Below are 17,750 nucleotides of genomic sequence, written 5' to 3'. Positions count from 1 at the left end.
GAACCGTGTCAGCTCTGCGGGCAGTTGCCGCCTTCCGACGGCACGCCGCAGGGCAGAAGCGTCGGTGGGGCTAGGCAGGCGTGATGGCGTCGGCCAGGTGGCGCGGCGTGTAGACCAGCAACGTGTTGGCCAGACCGGCGAACGGCGTACCGCCCAAGGTCAGGTTGATCGGGATCGGGATGCCCAGAATGTCCAGCGGGACCGTGGCGGACACCTGCTGCGGCGGAACGAGAACTCCGTTGAACGGCAGGTGCAGCACGATCGGCAGCGAGATACCTGGCAGCAGTTGCGCGTTCATCGTCAGGTCGACCAGGGTGGTCCCGTTGAGCGCGCCGTCGAGAACGTAGGCCGGGAAATCGAAAAGGCCGCCGGCAATCATGCCGATGTTGCCCGTCGCGATTCCGTTTCCGATAACGGTGCCCGCGGTTGCGAAGCCGTCCAGCCCGGCGACCGGTGCTCCCAGCACCGAGAAGAGGACCGACAGCGGCAACCCGAAGTTGGCGTCGAGCGTCAGCGCCGGGGGGATGAGCGTGAAGTCGATGGTGGTCGAGATGCTGGTGTCGGCGAACGCGCTGAGCATGTTGGCGACGTTCTGCATGATCTTGTTCGGCACGCTGCCGGGCGGAATCAAATTCGCAAACGTCTGAGCTTCCTGACCCGGGATGGCGAACAGGGGGAACAGGTCGGCCGCGGGGCCGAGCACCTTGATGTTGTTCAAATTGCTGGTGTCGAACCCGGTGATGAAGAGGTTGAGGAATGCGGCCGTGCCGTCCTGTACGGCGCCGTTGTAGTCGCCGGCCTCGATGTCCTGGCTGACCGCCTGCATGCTGGTCTGGAATTGGCCCAAACCGGCCTGCACATCGGTGCCGAACCTGCTCAGTGAACTGACGACCGTGTTCCCGTAGGTCACCTGATCGGCCAGCGCCGTCTGCAGAGCCAGCACCGGGTTCGCCGCGGCGAGATTATTGAGGGTCACTTCTGCCCAGAGCGCTGGGTTCTGCGCCAGGAAAGAAATCTCCTGACCGATCTGGACCGCGTAGCCCTGCTGATTGGCAAGCACCTGCCGCAGCACGGGGAAGGGGTCTTGGCCGAAGGCGGTGTTGAGCGCCGACAGGTTGTTGGAGGTGTTGGTGAAGAGTTGCTGCCAGGCGCTGCCGGCCGGATACACCGGCGCGGTGACGGCGGCGGGGAACAACCCGGGCAGCAAAGTGCGGCCGAGGTCGCCGATGACGGGAATTGTTCCGATGGGGCCGGTGAGCGATTGCAGCGCGTTGGTCAGCGCCGGAGCGCCGGTGCCGTTGAGGAACCCTGAAGCCAGCAGGCCGAGCTGCTCACCCGCGCTGTCGAAGACCGGCGCCAGCGCCCCCCTCCCACCAGGCCCGTCAGCAGGCCATTGCCGCCCACCAGCGGGCCGAGCAGACCGCCCGTTCCGCCGAAGAGAAGCGGGCCGAGGATACCGCCACTGCCGCCCAGCAGAGTGCCCAAACCGCCGGTGGTTGTGCCCCGCGGGCCCAGAATGCCACCGAGCGCGCCCAATCCGCCACCTGTCGTGCCGGTACCGCCGACAATCCCATCCAGCAAACCACCGAGCGGGTCGGGAGCCGCCGGTGCGGCACCGCTGACACCATCGAACAGGACCTGCTCGGCGTTGGCGAGGTCAGCGGCGAAGTAAGCGGCCGCGCTGCTCTTCAGTAGGCGCACGAATTCGGCGTGAAACGCCGCCGCCTGGGAGTTCACCGCTTGAAATTCCTGCCCGAAGGCGCCGAACAGACGCGAGATTGCTGCCGAGATTTCATCAGCCGCGGCCTCGGCGATGCCGGTCGTCGGAGTAGCGGCAGCCTGCGCGGCGGCAGCGATAGAGGATCGAATTCCAGCCAATTGACCAGCTGCCGTGGCGACGAAATCCGGCTCGGCGATCACGAACGACACGGTCGGCCCCCCTTGTTGTACACCTGTCGTAGGCGCGCGGGTACCCGATCTTGTTGAATTTAAAACGTCAGATCAGTAGGTATTACTGAGTGACGCATCACGTCGCGCTCGGCTGGACAGTGCGTCGTGCTCCGCAAGCACTTACGCCGGTACGCCGGTATGGTCTGCTAGCTACGCGATCGCCTTGGCGAGCTGCCCGGGTGCGTAACTGAGTAGGGCGGGAATGATGCCGCCGGCGGGCGTCCCCCCGAGGGTGACGGAAACCGGCCCGATCACCGGGGCGACCACATTGGCCACCAAAGGCCGCAGAGGCGACAGAATCCCTCCCACGGGAATATCGAGCGTCACGGGAACCCCTGCCGTGGCCGATAGCGGCAGCCCCAGCGGCAGCACGGCCTCGCCATTGAGGAAGCCGTTGACGATATTGGCCGGCGCACCGATCAGTGCGGTCGCTGCGGCCGGGATATTCCCGGCCTGCAGTGCACTCGTAACCGCGGTTGCGCTGTCTGCGAACGCCAGCGCTGTGGTGATCGGCGAGCCCACGGCGTTGAGTGTCATCGCCAGCGGCAATCCAACGGTCGCTGTCCCGGTCAAGGCTGTGGTGTCGAGCGCGAAGGCGATGTTCGTGTCCAGGACCGTCCTGATCACGTTCGTGAAGTTCTGCGAAATATCGCCGGGGATAGTCAGAGGGGGAAACAGGTCGCCCACGGTGCCGAGCAATTGAATGTTCGCGAAATCACTGGCGTTGATGCCACTGACGAAGAGACCCACCAAAGCCCCCGCCACGTCGCCGGCCCGCAGGTTCGCAGGCACATTGGCCAGCCCAATCGTGAAGTCCCGGGTGGCACTGGTAAGCGCCGTGAAGCTCAGCGAAGCGTAATTGAACTGGTTGGTGAGGAACTGGTTCACGAATGGCACCGGATCAGCCAGCCACGCATCGCCGATGCTCTGCAGGTTGGCGCGCGTGTTAGTCAGCAGGTCCTCGTAGGGCCCCAGAGGCGAGGTGCTCGCAGCGGAGTAGGAGCTCGCGGCGGCGCCGGGTGAACCGCCCGTCCCGAACAGGCCGTTGGTGCCCGGGTTGCCGGGTCCGCCGGCGGCGCCTCCGCCGGGGCTTCCACCGGCCCCACCTGCGCCACCGGCCCCACCGGTACCGAATAACGTGGCATTGCCGCCATCACCGCCATTGGCACCGTTCCCGCCTGATGCGCCGACGCTTCCGCGGGCTCCGCCGGCTCCACCGGCCCCGCCGTCACCGCCATTCCCGTACAGCAGTCCGCCGTCGCCGCCGACTCCGGCAGCGCCGCCGGCGCCGCCTTTGCCGAGGGTGCCACCGCCTACTCCGCCGGCTCCACCGTTGCCACCGGCTCCACCGTTACCGACCAGCAACCCGGCGGTGCCGCCATCACCACCCACGCCACCGGCGCCGCCGGGGAGGGCGAGGAAGCCTGCGCCGCCGTCGCCGGCGGCTCCGCCGGCCCCACCATTACCGAAGAAACTGGCGTTGCCGCCCGCCCCCCCGTTACCGCCAGCTCCGGCTCCGGCGATACCGCCGGCCCCACCTGTGCCGCCGGCACCACCGGCTCCACCGTTACCGCCAAGCAGTCCGCCGCTACCGCCGGCACCGCCGAAGCCGCCACTGAGACCAATGACGCCAGCAACTGCCAAGCCGGCGCCGCCGTTCCCGCCGTATCCGCCAGAACCATAGAGCCCGGCGCTGCCGCCGGTCCCGCCCGCCGCGCTCTCCGCGCCCCCGGCCGAACCACCGTTCCCGCCCTGGCCGATCATGGTGTTCCCGCCGGCACCGCCGGCACCAACGGCGCTCGATCCGCCGTTTCCGGCATTGCCGAAGTACGCGTTACCCCCGGCACCGCCGGGAGTTGTCGCGCTGGAAGCGCCGTTGCCGCCATTGCCGAACAAGCCGCCGTTGGCTCCGGCCTGCCCAGACCCGGTGCCGGCGTCGCCGCCGTTACCGTAGAAAACTCCCGCGCGACCAGCGGCGCCGCCGGTCGGCCCGCTGCCGCCGTTGCCGCCGTCGCCGAACAGCACGGCATTGCCCCCGGCGCCGCCGGCCCCGGTCCCGGTCGCTCCCACACCACCAGCACCGCCGGCGCCGCCGTTGCCGAACAACAGGCCACCGGCACCACCGGCGCCGCCGGCTCCGCCGACAGCCGGCCCCGCACCCCCGGCACCACCGATTCCGCCGTTGCCGATCAACCCGGCGGCTCCACCGGCACCGCCCGCGCCGCCGGTGGGTCCACCTGCCCCGCCATTGCCCCCGTTGCCGTACAGGATGCCGCCCGGCGCACCGTCCCTCCCGGGATTCGACCCCGTCCCGTCCGGGCCGTCGGCGCCATTGCCGATCAACGGGCGTCCCAGCAATGTCTGAGTTGGCGCGTTCACCACGTCGAGCACAGTCTGCAACGGCGATGCGGCCGCAGTTTCGGCAGCGGCATAGGCCGTCGCGCCGCCGTTCAGCAAACTCACGAAGTCCGCATGAAATGCGGTCGCCTGCGCGCTCAGCGCCTGGAACTGTTCGCCGTAGCTGCCGAACAATTGCGAGATGGCCGCCGATACCTCGTCGCCGGCAGCAACCACCAAACCGGTCGTGGGGCCCGCCGCCGCCGACGCGGCCGAGCCCAGGGCCGTGCGTATAGCTGCCAGATTGTCCGCGGCTGCGGTGACCAAGTCCGGCGTAGCAACCAAGTAGGACATTTCGGGCTCCCCTCGCTCCGTTGCGGAGTTTTGCCTGAACTTCATCAGGGCAAGAGGGAGCCTAGAGCGCAGGTGTGGGTACCCGCGGCAAAACCGACCAAATACAAACATTCACACCGGACTCAGCACCCAGCCTGACCGCTACACCGGCGAGCGAGGCGGGATCACCGGCGGTAGCGCATCGACTGCGGCCCCGAAACTTCGGGGCAGGAAGGCCAACTGGCGCCCTGGCGGAACCGCTAGCCGCACCGCAACGCGCGCACTTCAGCGAGGAACTCGCGGCGCAGATCGGCGTCGGCGAACTCGCCGCGCCACACCATCGTGGTCGTCCGCGAATGCTCCTCAACGCCCCGCAGGTGCGTACAGAGGTGGGCGGCTTCCAGGTGCACGGCCACGCCACGCGGGTCGATCAGCGCGATCAGACCGTCGGCGATCTGCTCGCCGAGCCGCTCCTGAACCGTGAACCGGCGCGCGAACAGCCGGACGAGCCTCGTCAACTTCGAAATACCGATGATCTGGTCGCCTGCGATGTAACCGATGAACGCGGTTCCGAAGAAAGGCAGGGCGTGATGCTCGCAAAGACAGTTGAAGTCGATCGGCCCTTCGATCACCTGCGAGGGCGCAGCTTCGGAGGACTCGCCACGCTCCGTCGGAAAGCTTGTCGCAAGCTTGGGGTCGCCGTCGTATCCGGCGGTGATGTCGTACAGCGCCCTGAGAAAGCGCTGCGGAGTCTCCCGCGTTCCCGGCGTGTCCAGGTCCAACCCGAACGCGGTGAAGATCTCGGCGATCGAGGACCGGAAACGCTCCCACTGCGACTCGGAAATTCCCCGCGGTGGAATGTCGAACCAACGAGTGGCCAGGTTCGGGGTGATCCCTGTCGCGGTGCCCGCCATCTCGATGACATTGTCCGGCTGGTTGGCCAAGTTCTTCATGCAGACTCCCCTCGCCAGCGGTGCTGGAAAGCGGTTCGGCTCCGGCACCCGTCCGAGAATGTTACGCCAGCACGGCCAAACTCTTAGCAAACTGTTGAAACAAATTCAACAAGAATGGGACACCGGAAGTATCCGCTGGCAAAAAGGGAAGACGCCTCGGCGAAACCGACGTCCGTCGGTCTTCTTAGCTACGCAACTCGGCGCCGAGCCGCTCGGCAGCGCACCGTACGGCCGCGTCGCGCGCCGCAGTGGCGTCTTCCTCAGTGAGCGTGCGGTCCGGCGCCCGGAACCGCATGGCGAAGGTCAGCGACTTGCGCTGCGCACCGATCTGGGGGCCGGTGAAGACGTCGAACAATTGCAGGTGCTCGAGCAGATCGCCGGCCCCTTCACGCACGGCGTCCTCGACCGCCTGCGCGGGAACGTCGTCCCCCACGACCAGGCTGACGTCCTGAAATACCGCCGGGAAAGGCGACACCCGCGGCGCGGGCGGCACGCCGCCGACCGGAATGGCATCCAGGTTCAGTTCGATCGCGCAGGTCCCCTTCGGCAGCCCGGCGCGTTCGATGACAGCCGGGTGCAGCTGTCCCGCGTGGCCGACCACGGTGCCGGCGGCGAGAACTTCCGCGCATCGGCCCGGGTGCCACGGCAGGTATTTGGCAGCTTGGAGTGTGACATGCACGCCACAAGCGCGGGCGATGATCCGTACCGTCTCAAACGCATCGGCGGCCTCCACGGCCCGCCCCGGCCCCCAGGGCCCGCGCGGCTCGCGTAGGCCGGCCAGCACGGCGCCGATGTGCTGCGGTTGGCGAGGCAGCGACGCATCCAGGGTGGCGATCTCGTCATCGGTGGGGCGCCGGTGGACCGGGATCAGGTCGACGGTGCGGGTCTGCTCGGTCGGCTGCACCACCTGCGCGAGAGCGAACAGTGCGACATCACCCAGGCCACGGGAAACGTTGCGGTGCAACGCTTCCAGTAGGGCCGGCAACAACGTGGTGGCCAGTTGCGGGCGATCCGCTTCCAGCGGGTTGACCACGTTGGTTGTGCTGCGCCGGGGGTCGTCGGCCGGCAGTCCCCACAGGTCGAACACCCCGGCCGGCAGGAATGGCGTAGGCAGGATCTCGACATAGCCCGACAACGCCAGCGACTTCCCGATCGCCCGGCGGCGTTGCTGCGCGGTGGTGAGGCCCCGGCCTGCGGGAGCCGACGGCAGCAGCGACGGGATCGCCTCGAGGCCCTCCAGTCGCAGCACCTCTTCGACGAGGTCGGCGGGTTGCCGCAGATCGGGGCGCCAGCTCGGCGGGGTGACGGTCAACATGCCACCGCTCTGTGACACCGAAGCGCCGACCTGGGCCAGACGCCGTGCGGTGGTGCCCGGTGCATAGGCCACTCCGGCGATCCGATCCGGCAGATCGGCCGAGATCTCGATCGGTGGCGGTGCCCAGTCCGCGCGCGGCGGCTCGCCTCGCCAGTCGGTCAGGAAGGGTTCGGCCACGCCCCCGGCGATGTCCACCAGCAGCCGTGCGCACCGGTTCAACGCGGCTACCGAGATGGCCGGGTCGACGGCGCGTTCGTACCGGCGTGCCGCTTCACTGGGCAGGTGCAGTCGTCGCTGGGTACGCGATATGGCCGCGGGATCCCAGACCGCGGCCTCCAGGAGGACATCGGTGGAGTCAGCGCGCACTTCGGTGCTGGCCGCACCCATCACGCCGCCGATCGCGGCGGTCGCCACATCGTCGACGATCAGGACATCGATCGGCTCCAACGTGCGTTCGGCGTCATCGAGGGTGACCACGGTTTCCCCGGGCCGGGCGAAGCGCACCTCGAAGCCGCCGGTGACCCGAGCGCGATCGTGGGCGTGCATCGGGTGGCCGAGTTCGACCATGACGTAGTTGGTGACGTCGACAGCCGGTGAGGTGGCCCGGATGCCGCAGAGCAGCAGTCGCCGCTGCAGCCACCACGGGGACACGGCCGCCGGATCGATCCCGATGACCGGGCGCAGCGCGAACCGACGCACCCCGGTATCGGGGTCCACGGTCAACGGCCATGCCTCGCCCTGCGCCGGTAACGGCTCGACATCGGCGGGATCGACGAAGTCCAGGTCGTAAGCGCAGGCGATCTCGCGAGCCAGTCCCCGCACCGACAGTCCGTAGCCGCGGTCAGGGGTGATGGCCAACTGGAACACCACATCGTCCAGGCCCAATACGGTGGCGCCGTCAGCGCCGGGGTCGGCGGTTCCCGGCGGCAGGACCAGGATTCCGGAATGATCTGCCCCCAGGCCGAGTTCGGCGGCCGAGCAGATCATGCCGTTGGAGTTACGGCCGTACGTCTTACGCGCGGCGATCGTGAAATTCCCGGGCAGGATGGCGCCCGGCAAAGCCACCACCACCAGGTCGTCCACCACGAAATTGGTTGCTCCACAAACGATTTCCCGATGAGGCTCCGTGCCACCAACGTCGACTCGGCAGGCTCGGATGGGTTTCTTGAAGCCGCTCAGTTCCTCGATCTCGGTCACCCGCCCCACGGCCAGCGGGCCCTCGACCGGACCCAGCCGGGCCACGTCCTCCACCTCATGACCGATGCGCACGAGCGCCTGCTCGAGCTCACCGGCGCCGACATCCCAGCCCGGCGCACCGACTGAGACGACCTCGCGCAGCCAGCTGTAGGGAACGCGCATCACGCCCCCACCCCGAACGGCAGCGAGAAACGGATGTCGCCTTCCACCATGTCACGCATGTCGGGTATGCCGTTTCGGAACTGCAGCGTGCGTTCCAGCCCCATGCCGAAGGCGAAGCCGGAGTAGACCTCCGGGTCGATGCCTGCGGCCCGCAACACGTTGGGATGGACCATCCCGCAGCCGCCCCACTCCACCCAGTCGGCACCGCCCTTCTTGCCCTCGAACCAGACGTCGACCTCTGCCGACGGTTCGGTGAACGGGAAGAAATGCGGGCGCATCCGGGTGCGCGCCATCGGCCCGAATTCTGCACGGGCGAAGGCGTCGAGGGTGCCACGCAGGTGCGCCATGGTCAGCCCACGATCCACAGCCAGCCCCTCCACCTGGTGAAAGACGGGTGTGTGGGTGGCGTCGAGTTCGTCGGTGCGGAAAGTGCGCCCGATCGAGATGATGTAGACGGGCAGCTCGCGCTCCAGCAGAGTTCGCACCTGCACCGGCGAGGTATGGGTGCGCAGCAGCTGCCGAGAATCCTCCGGCGCGATGTAGAAAGTGTCCTGCTCGCTGCGGGCGGGGTGGTCCGGAGGGAAGTTGAGCGCGTCGAAATTGAACTGCTCGGTTTCGACCTCGGGACCCTCGGCCAGTTCCCAGCCCATCGCGACGAACGTATCGGCGATGTGCTCGGCGAGCATGGTGATCGGGTGCCGCGCGCCGGTCGGTTGCCTCGTCGAGGGCAGGGTGACGTCGATGCGTTCGGCCACCAGCACGTCGGCGTCGCGCTCGGCGCGCAGTACTGTCACGCGCTCGTCGTAGCTGTGTTGCGCTTCGCTGCGCGCGACGTTGACCCGCTTGCCCGCGTCGGCACGCTGTTCCTTGGGCAGACTGCCCAGCGCTCGACGCGCCACGGCCAGCGGTGAGCGGTCTCCCAGGTATTCGGTCTTGACGTGCGCGAGCGCATCCAACGTATCCGCGGCCGCAATGGCACGCTGGGCAGCCTCGACCGCCTTGGCCAGGGCTTCCGGCGACAGGTCGACGGGTTGATCACCCACGCGGCGGCACTCTCCTTGCTGAGGCTGGTCGGGCTGCCCGGCCTCTACCCCGCGCGATGGGCTCGAGCGCGGCCCGCATCGTCAGCGGGAGGGTTCACGGCAGGGTATGACGCAACTGCCGATCATAAGACATGGCAGCGTGTGGCAAGGATCACCACGGCGGGCATCAGTCGTCGTCGAATTCCTCGAAGGTCTGCGAGAACTGCCACGGGTTTTGCGCAACGCCGCTGCTGGTGTTCGACAAGACGCCCAGCGGTCCCGGGAAGTCGCGGTTGACCGACCACATGTGCAGACCGCCAAGCCCCTTCTGCTCAGCGAAATCGGTCAGCTTCTGCGCGTCGGCCAAGGTAAAGACCTCGACTGGATTGTCGTTCACCCCGATCATCGGTGTCACATCGATCATGGCCCAGATCTCGGCGTCGGACTTCGAGGGATACAGCGCTGTCAACTGATCCTGGACCGAGGTAGCCGCCTGAATCGCGTAATCCCCCATCCTCCCCTCGTACGGAGCCAAGTTGGGGTCGAAATAGTCCATTGCCATGATGTTCACGCGGCCGACCTGCACGTGATTGTCGATCGCGTTTTGCACGACCCTGAGCCCGTCGGGGGTCAGCCCAGTAGGCATCACGGGGAGGGTGAACGACACCTCGACCGGTTTACCAGCGGCGATCCCGTCCGCCTGCAGCATTGCGATCGCCTGTGAACGACGGGTCAGGGAGGCCGTGTCGCCAAGCGCCGAGCCCTCGATGTCGAAGTCCAGTTTGTGGAATCCGTAGGCCTTCATCACCGAGCCGTATTTCGCGGCCAGCTGGTCCGCTGTAGGTGTCGTCAGCGCTAGTTCCTGGTTAGCCGCCCCGCCGAACGAGATGGTGGCATCGATCCCGGCGCCGCGCATCGCGGTGATCTGGTTATTGATCTGGTAAATCAGGGTGCCGTCCGCCAGCGATCCGCCATTTCCGATCGTGTAGGCGTCGAAACCTCCCCACGCCGGCTGGCCCTGTGAGTTGGCGGTGACGAAACCGAGCGTCACATCCTCGATGCTCCCGACACTGCCTGCACCGGCGAAGTCGAATTGGGGCCACAGCGTCATGTCGACGTAGGGGGAGAACACCTGCTCGGCGCCGGACGGTGTGGGCGTCGGGGTTGGCGTGGGCGTCGGCGTGGGCGTCGGGGTTGGCGTGGGTGTCGGGGTCGGGGTGGGTGTCGGGGTCGGTGTGGGCAGCGGGCTACCGTCCTGCCCGGCGATACCGGGCAAACCGAACAACAGTCCAGCTCGCCCGCCCGCACCGCCACGCCCCGCTGCGCCGTTGTTGACGCCCGCCACCGCCGATCCCCCAGCGCCGCCGGCACCGCCGTTGCCGAACAAACCTGCGTCGCCTCCCGCGCCGCCGGCCTGACCGCCCGCGCCCGCGGCCCCTCGGCCACCATTTCCGAACAACAGGCCACCGTCGGCCCCGCGAGCACCCGCCACGGATGCGTCGGCACCGTCGCCGATCAGGGGCCTGCCCAGCAACAGCTGGGTGGGCGTATTCATCGCGGTGAGCAGTTGTCGCTCGAGAAGCTGCAGCCCCGAGGCGTTGACCGCCTCCGCGCCGGCAAACGAAACCGCACTCGCGGTCATCGCTTGCACGAAGCGCGAGTGGTAAGCCGCCACCTGAGCGCTGAGGGCGCGGAATTCCTGACCGTAAGCGCCGAACGCACCCGCGATCGCCGCCGACACTTCATCAGCGGCGGCCGGTGCGAGCCCGGTAAGACCCTCGGTCACATGGGCGGCCACCACCACCGAGCCGAGGTCTTCGAGATCCGCCGCCGCGGCGAGCAGCATCTCCGGATCGGCGATCACAAACGGCATGGCATCCTCCGGTCGGTTGTACGCGCCGAGCATACGTTGCCACGCACTCATCCATGTTTCAATCGCCAGGCACAACAATATGATTGGGAAGTAACGCATTCCGAGCCGGATATCATTGGGAATATGGTCGCTACCAGGAATTTTGGCAAACCATCTCCCAGCTGCACAGAAACTTGCCGATACACCAACTCGAGCCTGTCAGCTCCGGAGTCGAACCAAATTCTAGTTTGCTATTCGGTTGCTTACGGCACGTGCAGTGACCGGGGCGGCGTTCGGTGCGGGGCGATGACCGAATCGGCGCGCAACGAGGTGGGCCAGCAATGCTCCGGTCAGACCGAAAACGGCGCCGCCGGCCATCCCCCAGATGCTGTGGACGAGCATCAGGAAGCCGAAACCTGCCGAACCCAGCAGCATCAGACACCGCGCCGGCGTCCAGTGGATCGGCGCACGAAAGCTGAACGAAACCAAGACCCCCAGCGTCACGGCGACGGCGTGCCCCGCGTTGGTGAATTCGCCACCGATGACGGCTGCGGCCACACTCACCGATATCCACCAGCCGATCCACCCCCACCGCAGCCGCGGCGGGATCGTGGCGGTAAGGGCGCCGAGCGCGGCCAGGGCGCCATAACTCATGCCCACATCGCTGACGCGAGTGATCGACCAAGGCATCCAGCCCATCTTGACCGCCATGGCCAACGCCGCCGCCACCACCAGCGTGGCCCCGATGTGCCCGACGAAAAATGCCACGAGCAGCCGGATGGTGTGTAGGTGGAGCTCGGCCAACACCAGCAGGCAGGTCAGGAAGGGCAGCCAGAACCACAACGGTCCGGCCTCCACGACGAAGGCACTGCCGATCAGGGTGCCGAGCCGCCCGTGCGATAGGTTGTGCAGGTTCGTGCTGGCATGCCGAATAACGCGGTCATGGGCCTGCGGGCTCAACATCAGCATTGTGACGCTCACGGCGAACAGGGCCGCCACGTAGGCCACGGTGAATCGCACCCGAGACAGCCGGGTGAAAAAGGAAGCAGTCATCGCTTTCCACTATGCATGGGCGTTTGTCTCATTTGTGTTATCGCTCGTTGACAACTCCTTGTGAGTTTTCAGGCGGTAGATCGCCAGATCCGGCGGGATGCCAGTCAGTTTGCTGGCGAACATCGGCCGGCGCGCCCGCTTGGCCGTGACACCCATGGCGTCCAGATCGCTCTGGGGGATCAGGTCTAGCGTGGGACTTGAGATCATCACCCCGCCTTTGGTGGCGCGTTCCATGACTCGGGCCGCGATGTTCACATCGACGCCCAGCCAGTCCGAGCCCAGCCGCTGTGGCCTTCCGGTGTGGATGCCCACCCGCATCCGAGGGCGATAACCTTGCACCTCAACAGATTTGATGGCTTCTTGGGCTGCCAGGACGGCCTTGACCGCAACGCCAGGACGACGGAAGACCGCCATGATGCCATCGCCCATCCGCTTGACGATGTGCCCGCCGGCGTCCAGTAGCGGGGACTCGACCGCACGGGCAACCTGGCGCAGCAACGTGAGGGCGGCGTCGTCCCCGGCGTGCAGCGACCACGTGGAGAACCCCACCAGATCGGTGAACACCAGGGTCACTTCGGGGTTTGCCGGCTTTCGTGAGACGGCTTCGGTCATCGCCTGCCACACCTGCAAGACGCCCAGGCTGACTTCCCGCGATGCGGCGTCACGATCGCCCAGCAGTCGGTCGGCGGCCCGTGCGGCCGCCCGCGGACCGCCCTCACCAGCCGTCGACAGCGGATCACCGAACTCGGGGTCACCCGGTAACAACCGTCGCGCCCGCTTCACGAACGCCACCACGCCCGGGCTGTGATTGGTGTTGCTGAGCCACTTGGTCGGGGAACGCCGGGATGCGGCGCCTTCTGGCGCCACCGCTGTCGCGGTCTCTTCGGGCACGCCGGACTCCGCTTCGCCAGACCCGACCTCCACTCGGCAAGGGTAGGTGCTGCGGGCTGAACAGGGCAACGAGGCACTCCCCACCTGTGTCGTAGCGCGCCACAAACGCCCTGATCACGCAAGTGCACCGGTGCTGTGGAGAGTGCGTAACACAGGTCCGACGCATATCTCCGGGTGCTAGACAACGCATGTTGTCACCGTTTATCGTGAGCGCAAAATGAGGCGCTTTGGAGGCCGTGATGACTGTTTCTCCGACGACAGCGGCTGACCCTCTCGGGCCTGACTCGTTGACCTGGAAGTACTTCGGAGACCTGCGCACCGGGATGATGGGCATCTGGATCGGCGCGATCCAGAATATGTATCCCGAACTCGGCGCGGGGGTTGAGGAGCATTCAATCCTGCTGCGCGAACCTCTACAGCGGGTGGCCCGGTCGGTGTATCCGATCATGGGCGTGGTTTACGACGGCGACCGCGCGGCCCAGACCGGCCAGCAGATTAAGGGCTACCACCGGACCATCAAGGGCACCGACGGCGCAGGCCGGCGCTATCACGCCCTGAACCCCGAGACGTTCTACTGGGCACACGCGACGTTCTTCATGCTCGTCATCAAAGTGGCGGAGTACTTCTGCGGCGGACTGACAGAAGCCGAGAAGCGTCAATTGTTCGACGAACACGTGCAGTGGTACCGGATGTACGGGATGAGCATGCGGCCGGTGCCCGGCTCGTGGGAAGAATTCCAGGAATACTGGGAGCGGGTCGGTCGCGACGAACTCGAGATCAATCGGGCGACTCTCGAAATCTTCAATATGCGGATCCCCAAGCCGAAATTCGTCCTCATTCCCACGCCCATCTGGGACCAGCTGTTCAAGCCCATGGTCGCCGGCCAGCGCTGGATCGCGGCCGGCCTCTTCGAGCCCGCGGTGCGGGAAAAGGCGGGAATGCACTGGACTCCTGGCGATGAAATCCTGCTGCGGGTATTCGGCAAGCTGGTCGAACTGGCTTTCCTTGCGGTACCCGACGAAATCCGTCTTCACCCGCGCGCGTTGGCCGCCTACCGCCGCGCGGAGGGTCGCATCCGCAGCGACGCACCACTCGTCGAGGCGCCCGCGTTCATGGCGCCGCCGCGGGACCGCCGCGGGCTGCCGATGCACTACTTCCCGCCCCGACCCCGCTCCCCGCTCGAGCCGGCCAGGATGATCATGGAACGCGCCGGCGCCCTGGTGCACGGCACGCTGTCGATCGCCGGCCTGCGACCGGCGCGCGGCCGCATTCGAGCGGCTTGAAACCGCTAGATCACACCGAGTGGCTGCAGGAACCGCGGGGTGAAACCGAACTGGGTGCCGCGGAAGTGGAATTCCCAGCCCAGCGCGGTGATCGAGCCGCCGACAACCGTGGGTACGGTTCCGATCACCGTTATCGCGACCGGTCCCAACGGTGTGGGTCCGTTCAATGATCCGGTGAACACTCCCGTCGGCGAGACGAACAGGTTGCCCCCGCCGACATCCACGACACGGGACCGAACGCCGTATTCACGGTGCCGGTCACATTGGCAGCGAAGCCGACGACACTGTAGAGGTCGGTTGGGATGATCGGTGCAACACTCAGCGACAACGATCCCACCTGCCCCAGAGGACCGTTGAGGATCGCGGATTGGTACACCCCACCCAGGCCGAAGCTCGAGGAAACCTGCAACGGGCCGCAACCGGAGCTCTGCCTCACGGTGGTGAGGCCGATGAGAGCCACCAGGGGGCTGGCCTCGGCTGCGCCAATAGGTCCAACATTCGCCAAAGTGTGCTGCACGTTGGCGAATTCGGCACTCAGGTACTGTGCGGCACCGCTGTTCAGTAAGTTGACGAAGGCGTCGTGGTAGACCCCGGTCCGGGCGCTCAATGCCTGAAATTGTCGGCCGTGCTTTCCCAGAAGCGCTGCGATCGCAGTCGAAATCTCATCGAGTGCCGGAAGCCGGATATCGGATCACAGCTCATCGAATTCGCATGTCGCGAAGAAATCCTCGCGGCCCAAATGGTTTGCTGTCGCGCACGAGCGCTCGGCGCTTGACGGTGTTTGCCTCCGAATTGACCCGTTGCTGCGCTGGCCCGATGCGTTCGCCATCGCAACGCTGAGCTGGCGATCTGGGCATTCACCCACTGAAGCGCTCTGCCGTTCGACAGTGTCACGAAATCAACGCGAGAAAACGAAGACATGGGATTGACGACCGTAAATTCCTGGCGATGCCGATCCGAATAGCCTCGTGGTCGCCGACGTGATCTCCCCAGCACCGCGAGGCGCGATTGCAGTGTTGCGACACACCGCCGCGTCGCTTGCGATGCGCAGCACAGATTTCACACTTTCTACGTTGCCAAGTGCCGCTGTCACGGCTTCCGGAACGTCCCTGAAAAGAGATACCGCCGACCCCCCCATCCGGCCAATTAGACGAGAGGCGAATGGTAACGGTCAGCCGCCACGACGGTCACCGGGTGCATTTCGGATGTTTTCACCATCCGGACGAGAAAGTCAGGTGCGCTGACCCAGCTTCAGCGCCCGGGCACTCTGATACATGCAAATGGCGGCGGCCGCAGCAACATTCAAACTCTCCGCAGCCCCGGCCATCGGGATACGCAGCCGGTGATCGGCCTGTGCGGCGACCTCGTCCGAAAGGCCGTGGGCTTCCGGTCCGAACAGCCAGGCCGTCGGCCGCCCAAGCGCCAAGTCGGCGTCGTCAAGGGAGATCTCCCCGTCCACGGCGGTGGCCAGCACCTGCAGGCCGGCGGCGCGCAGCAAGGAGAGCACCGCCACGGCATCGGGTGCGACCGTGACAGGTACCGAGAAGATGCTGCCGGTCGAGGCGCGCAAGCATTTGCCGTTGTAGGGGTCGACGCTGTGGCCGGCCAAGATCACCGCCGCGGCGCCCATCGCGTCGGCGATGCGAATCATAGTGCCGGCGTTGCCCGGTTCGTTGATGTCCACCGCGACCGCGACCAGCCTTGGCGAGCCTGCCAGGACGTCGTCCAGGCTCGTCGTCGGGACCTGGCACACCGCGACCAGACCTGTCGGAGTCACCGTGTCGGCCAATGCTTTTGCCGCCCGTTCGGTCACCAGGTGGACGGGTACCCGCTGCCCGGTGACCAACGCGTCATGGCGGCGCTCGGCGTCCTCGCTGACAAAGAGTTCTCGAACCAGCCCGCGCTGTAGAGCCGCGGCTACCAGGTTCGGGCCCTCCGCGAGAAACAAACCCGCCCGGCGCCGGGCGACGTGGCGGTGCAATTTGACCGCCGCGACCACCCGGGCCGAGCGTTCGGTGAGGGCGGCCCTCATCGTCTGAGGACCCGACCGGTTAGGCAGCCTCTCCGGAAGGGGCGTTCACGTCCCCGGGCAGTGCTGCCCGAGCGACCTCGACGAGTGCGGTGAACGCCGCCGGATCGGTGACGGCGATGTCGGCCAGATTCTTGCGGTCCACCTCGACGCCGGCGGCCTTGAGGCCTTGGATCAACCGGTTGTAGGTGATGTCGTTGGCACGCGCGGCGGCGTTGATCCGCGAGATCCACAACTTACGGAACTCGCCCTTACGGGCGCGACGGTCACGGTAGGCGTAGTTGAGCGAATGCAGCTGCTGCTCTTTGGCTTTGCGGTAGAGCCGGGATCGCTGACCGCGATAGCCCTTCGAAGCTTTCAGGACGCTGCGCCGCTTCTTGTGGGCGTTGACTGCCCGCTTCACGCGTGCCATGGGTGTTCCTACTCTCGTTCAAAATCGATCGCGGCTGCCGAAAGGCCGCTGTCGATAGGGGTTTCGTGGGGGATGCGGTGACGCGCTGGGCTACCCGTTGAGCAGCGAGTTGACCCGCTTGGTGTCGTTCGCGGACACCACGGTCCGGCCGTCGAGCCGCCGGGTGCGCTTGGTCGCTTTGTGCTCGAGCAGGTGCCGGCGATTGGCTTTTTGCCGGACGATCTTGCCGGTACCGGTGCGCCGGAACCGCTTTGAAGCCCCGCTATGGGTCTTGGCCTTGGGCATGTTTCCTCGGTCTTCCTGGTTGCGTGAGCTGTTCTGGTGGTGCTGCGAGTGGTTGCTAGGACGGTTGGGCGTCACCGGTTGAATCGGCCGGCCCCGCCGCACTTCCCGGATGCTGTGCCCTGGCTCGGGTTTTCGCGCCCCGGTGTGGTGCCAGCACCATCGTCATATTGCGGCCGTCCTGCTTGGCCGACGTTTCGACGAATCCGTATTCGGCGACATCGGCGCCCAGACGCTGAAGCAGTCGGTAGCCCAGCTCCGGCCGGGACTGCTCGCGGCCTCGGAACATAATGGTGACCTTGACCTTCGACCCCGCTTCGAGGAAGCGGACCACGTGGCCCTTCTTGGTCTCGTAGTCGTGGTCGTCGATCTTGGGTCGCAGCTTCTGTTCCTTGACGACGGTCTGCTGCTGATTCCTGCGGGATTCACGCGCCTTCTGCGCCGCCTCGTACTTGTACTTGCCGTAGTCCATGATCTTGCAGACCGGCGGCCTGGCATTGGGAGCAACTTCGACAAGGTCGAGATCGGCGTCCGCGGCAACGCGGAGTGCGTCTTCGATACGCACAATGCCTACCTGCTCTCCCCCCGGGCCGATCAATCGAACTTCAGGCACGCGAATGCGCTCGTTGACGCGGGTCTCAGTGCTGATGGGGCCTCCCTCGTTGGCTTCTATTCCGGT

The 17,750-nt window shown here is 66.4% G+C and carries 17 protein-coding genes; 1 reads left to right on the top strand and 16 read right to left on the bottom strand.

Features of this window, described 5'->3' with window-relative positions:
* Positions 1-70 precede the first annotated feature (70 nt).
* The 9 genes from JX552_RS14090 to JX552_RS14050 form a co-directional block, all read right to left on the bottom strand.
* Positions 71-1,195, bottom strand: coding sequence for a hypothetical protein (locus tag JX552_RS14090; protein ID WP_205877961.1), 1,125 nt, complete (start codon positions 1,193-1,195; stop codon positions 71-73).
* A gap of 80 nt (positions 1,196-1,275) precedes the next feature.
* Positions 1,276-1,929, bottom strand: a complete 654-nt coding sequence (locus JX552_RS14085) for a PE family protein (protein WP_205877960.1) — start codon at positions 1,927-1,929, stop codon at positions 1,276-1,278.
* A gap of 171 nt (positions 1,930-2,100) precedes the next feature.
* The gene (locus JX552_RS14080; protein WP_205877959.1) at positions 2,101-4,641 is read right to left on the bottom strand and encodes a PE family protein; all 2,541 of its coding nucleotides are present in this window, start codon (positions 4,639-4,641) and stop codon (positions 2,101-2,103) included.
* A 239-nt stretch (positions 4,642-4,880) separates the two neighbouring features.
* Positions 4,881-5,573, bottom strand: coding sequence for a GTP cyclohydrolase I (gene folE, locus JX552_RS14075; RefSeq protein ID WP_205877958.1), 693 nt, complete (start codon positions 5,571-5,573; stop codon positions 4,881-4,883).
* Between the two features lie 184 nt (positions 5,574-5,757).
* Positions 5,758-8,247 (bottom strand): phenylalanine--tRNA ligase subunit beta, encoded by a 2,490-nt coding sequence (gene pheT, locus JX552_RS14070; RefSeq protein WP_205877957.1) that lies wholly within the window; start codon positions 8,245-8,247, stop codon positions 5,758-5,760.
* Positions 8,247-9,290: a phenylalanine--tRNA ligase subunit alpha gene (gene pheS, locus JX552_RS14065; RefSeq protein WP_205877956.1), complete on the bottom strand. Its 1,044-nt coding sequence runs from the start codon at positions 9,288-9,290 to the stop codon at positions 8,247-8,249. Before pheS ends, pheT begins: the two co-directional genes overlap by 1 nt.
* 166 nt (positions 9,291-9,456) lie before the next feature.
* Positions 9,457-11,142, bottom strand: a complete 1,686-nt coding sequence (locus JX552_RS14060; RefSeq protein WP_205877955.1) for a PE domain-containing protein — start codon at positions 11,140-11,142, stop codon at positions 9,457-9,459.
* A gap of 222 nt (positions 11,143-11,364) precedes the next feature.
* Positions 11,365-12,174: a rhomboid-like protein gene (locus tag JX552_RS14055; protein WP_241011037.1), complete on the bottom strand. Its 810-nt coding sequence runs from the start codon at positions 12,172-12,174 to the stop codon at positions 11,365-11,367.
* Between the two features lie 9 nt (positions 12,175-12,183).
* Positions 12,184-13,065 carry an adenylate/guanylate cyclase domain-containing protein gene (locus JX552_RS14050; protein WP_431195983.1) on the bottom strand — a complete coding sequence of 294 codons (882 nt, stop codon included), beginning with the start codon at positions 13,063-13,065 and terminating at the stop codon, positions 12,184-12,186.
* A 239-nt stretch (positions 13,066-13,304) separates the two neighbouring features.
* Between JX552_RS14050 and JX552_RS14045 the strand changes: the two genes are divergently transcribed.
* Complete coding sequence (locus tag JX552_RS14045) at positions 13,305-14,348, top strand: oxygenase MpaB family protein (protein WP_205877953.1); 1,044 nt, start codon at positions 13,305-13,307, stop codon at positions 14,346-14,348.
* Positions 14,349-14,353: 5 nt separating this feature from the next.
* Here JX552_RS14045 and JX552_RS14040 read toward each other — a convergent pair whose 3' ends face one another.
* From JX552_RS14040 to infC, 7 genes are all read right to left on the bottom strand, one after another.
* Positions 14,354-14,515 (bottom strand): hypothetical protein, encoded by a 162-nt coding sequence (locus JX552_RS14040; RefSeq protein WP_205877952.1) that lies wholly within the window; start codon positions 14,513-14,515, stop codon positions 14,354-14,356.
* Complete coding sequence (locus JX552_RS14035; RefSeq protein WP_205878435.1) at positions 14,512-15,033, bottom strand: PE family protein; 522 nt, start codon at positions 15,031-15,033, stop codon at positions 14,512-14,514. The genes JX552_RS14040 and JX552_RS14035 overlap by 4 nt, the downstream gene beginning before the upstream one ends.
* Positions 15,034-15,246: 213 nt before the next feature.
* Entirely contained in the window at positions 15,247-15,486 is a 240-nt protein-coding gene (locus tag JX552_RS34115; RefSeq protein ID WP_205877951.1) for a PE domain-containing protein, read from the bottom strand.
* 93 nt (positions 15,487-15,579) lie between these two features.
* Positions 15,580-16,380, bottom strand: a complete 801-nt coding sequence (locus tag JX552_RS14025; protein WP_205877950.1) for a TrmH family RNA methyltransferase — start codon at positions 16,378-16,380, stop codon at positions 15,580-15,582.
* Positions 16,381-16,399: 19 nt separating this feature from the next.
* Positions 16,400-16,789 (bottom strand): 50S ribosomal protein L20, encoded by a 390-nt coding sequence (rplT, locus tag JX552_RS14020; protein WP_205877949.1) that lies wholly within the window; start codon positions 16,787-16,789, stop codon positions 16,400-16,402.
* Positions 16,790-16,879: 90 nt separating this feature from the next.
* Positions 16,880-17,074 (bottom strand): 50S ribosomal protein L35, encoded by a 195-nt coding sequence (rpmI, locus tag JX552_RS14015; RefSeq protein WP_055579168.1) that lies wholly within the window; start codon positions 17,072-17,074, stop codon positions 16,880-16,882.
* Between the two features lie 55 nt (positions 17,075-17,129).
* Entirely contained in the window at positions 17,130-17,720 is a 591-nt protein-coding gene (gene infC / locus JX552_RS14010; protein ID WP_205878434.1) for a translation initiation factor IF-3, read from the bottom strand.
* Positions 17,721-17,750: the final 30 nt, after the last annotated feature.

The organism is Mycobacterium gordonae (genome assembly GCF_017086405.1).
GTDB classification, from domain to species: domain Bacteria; phylum Actinomycetota; class Actinomycetes; order Mycobacteriales; family Mycobacteriaceae; genus Mycobacterium; species Mycobacterium gordonae_D.
Note: the sequence above shows the minus strand (reverse complement) of the source record. Positions and strands in the feature narration are given on the sequence as shown.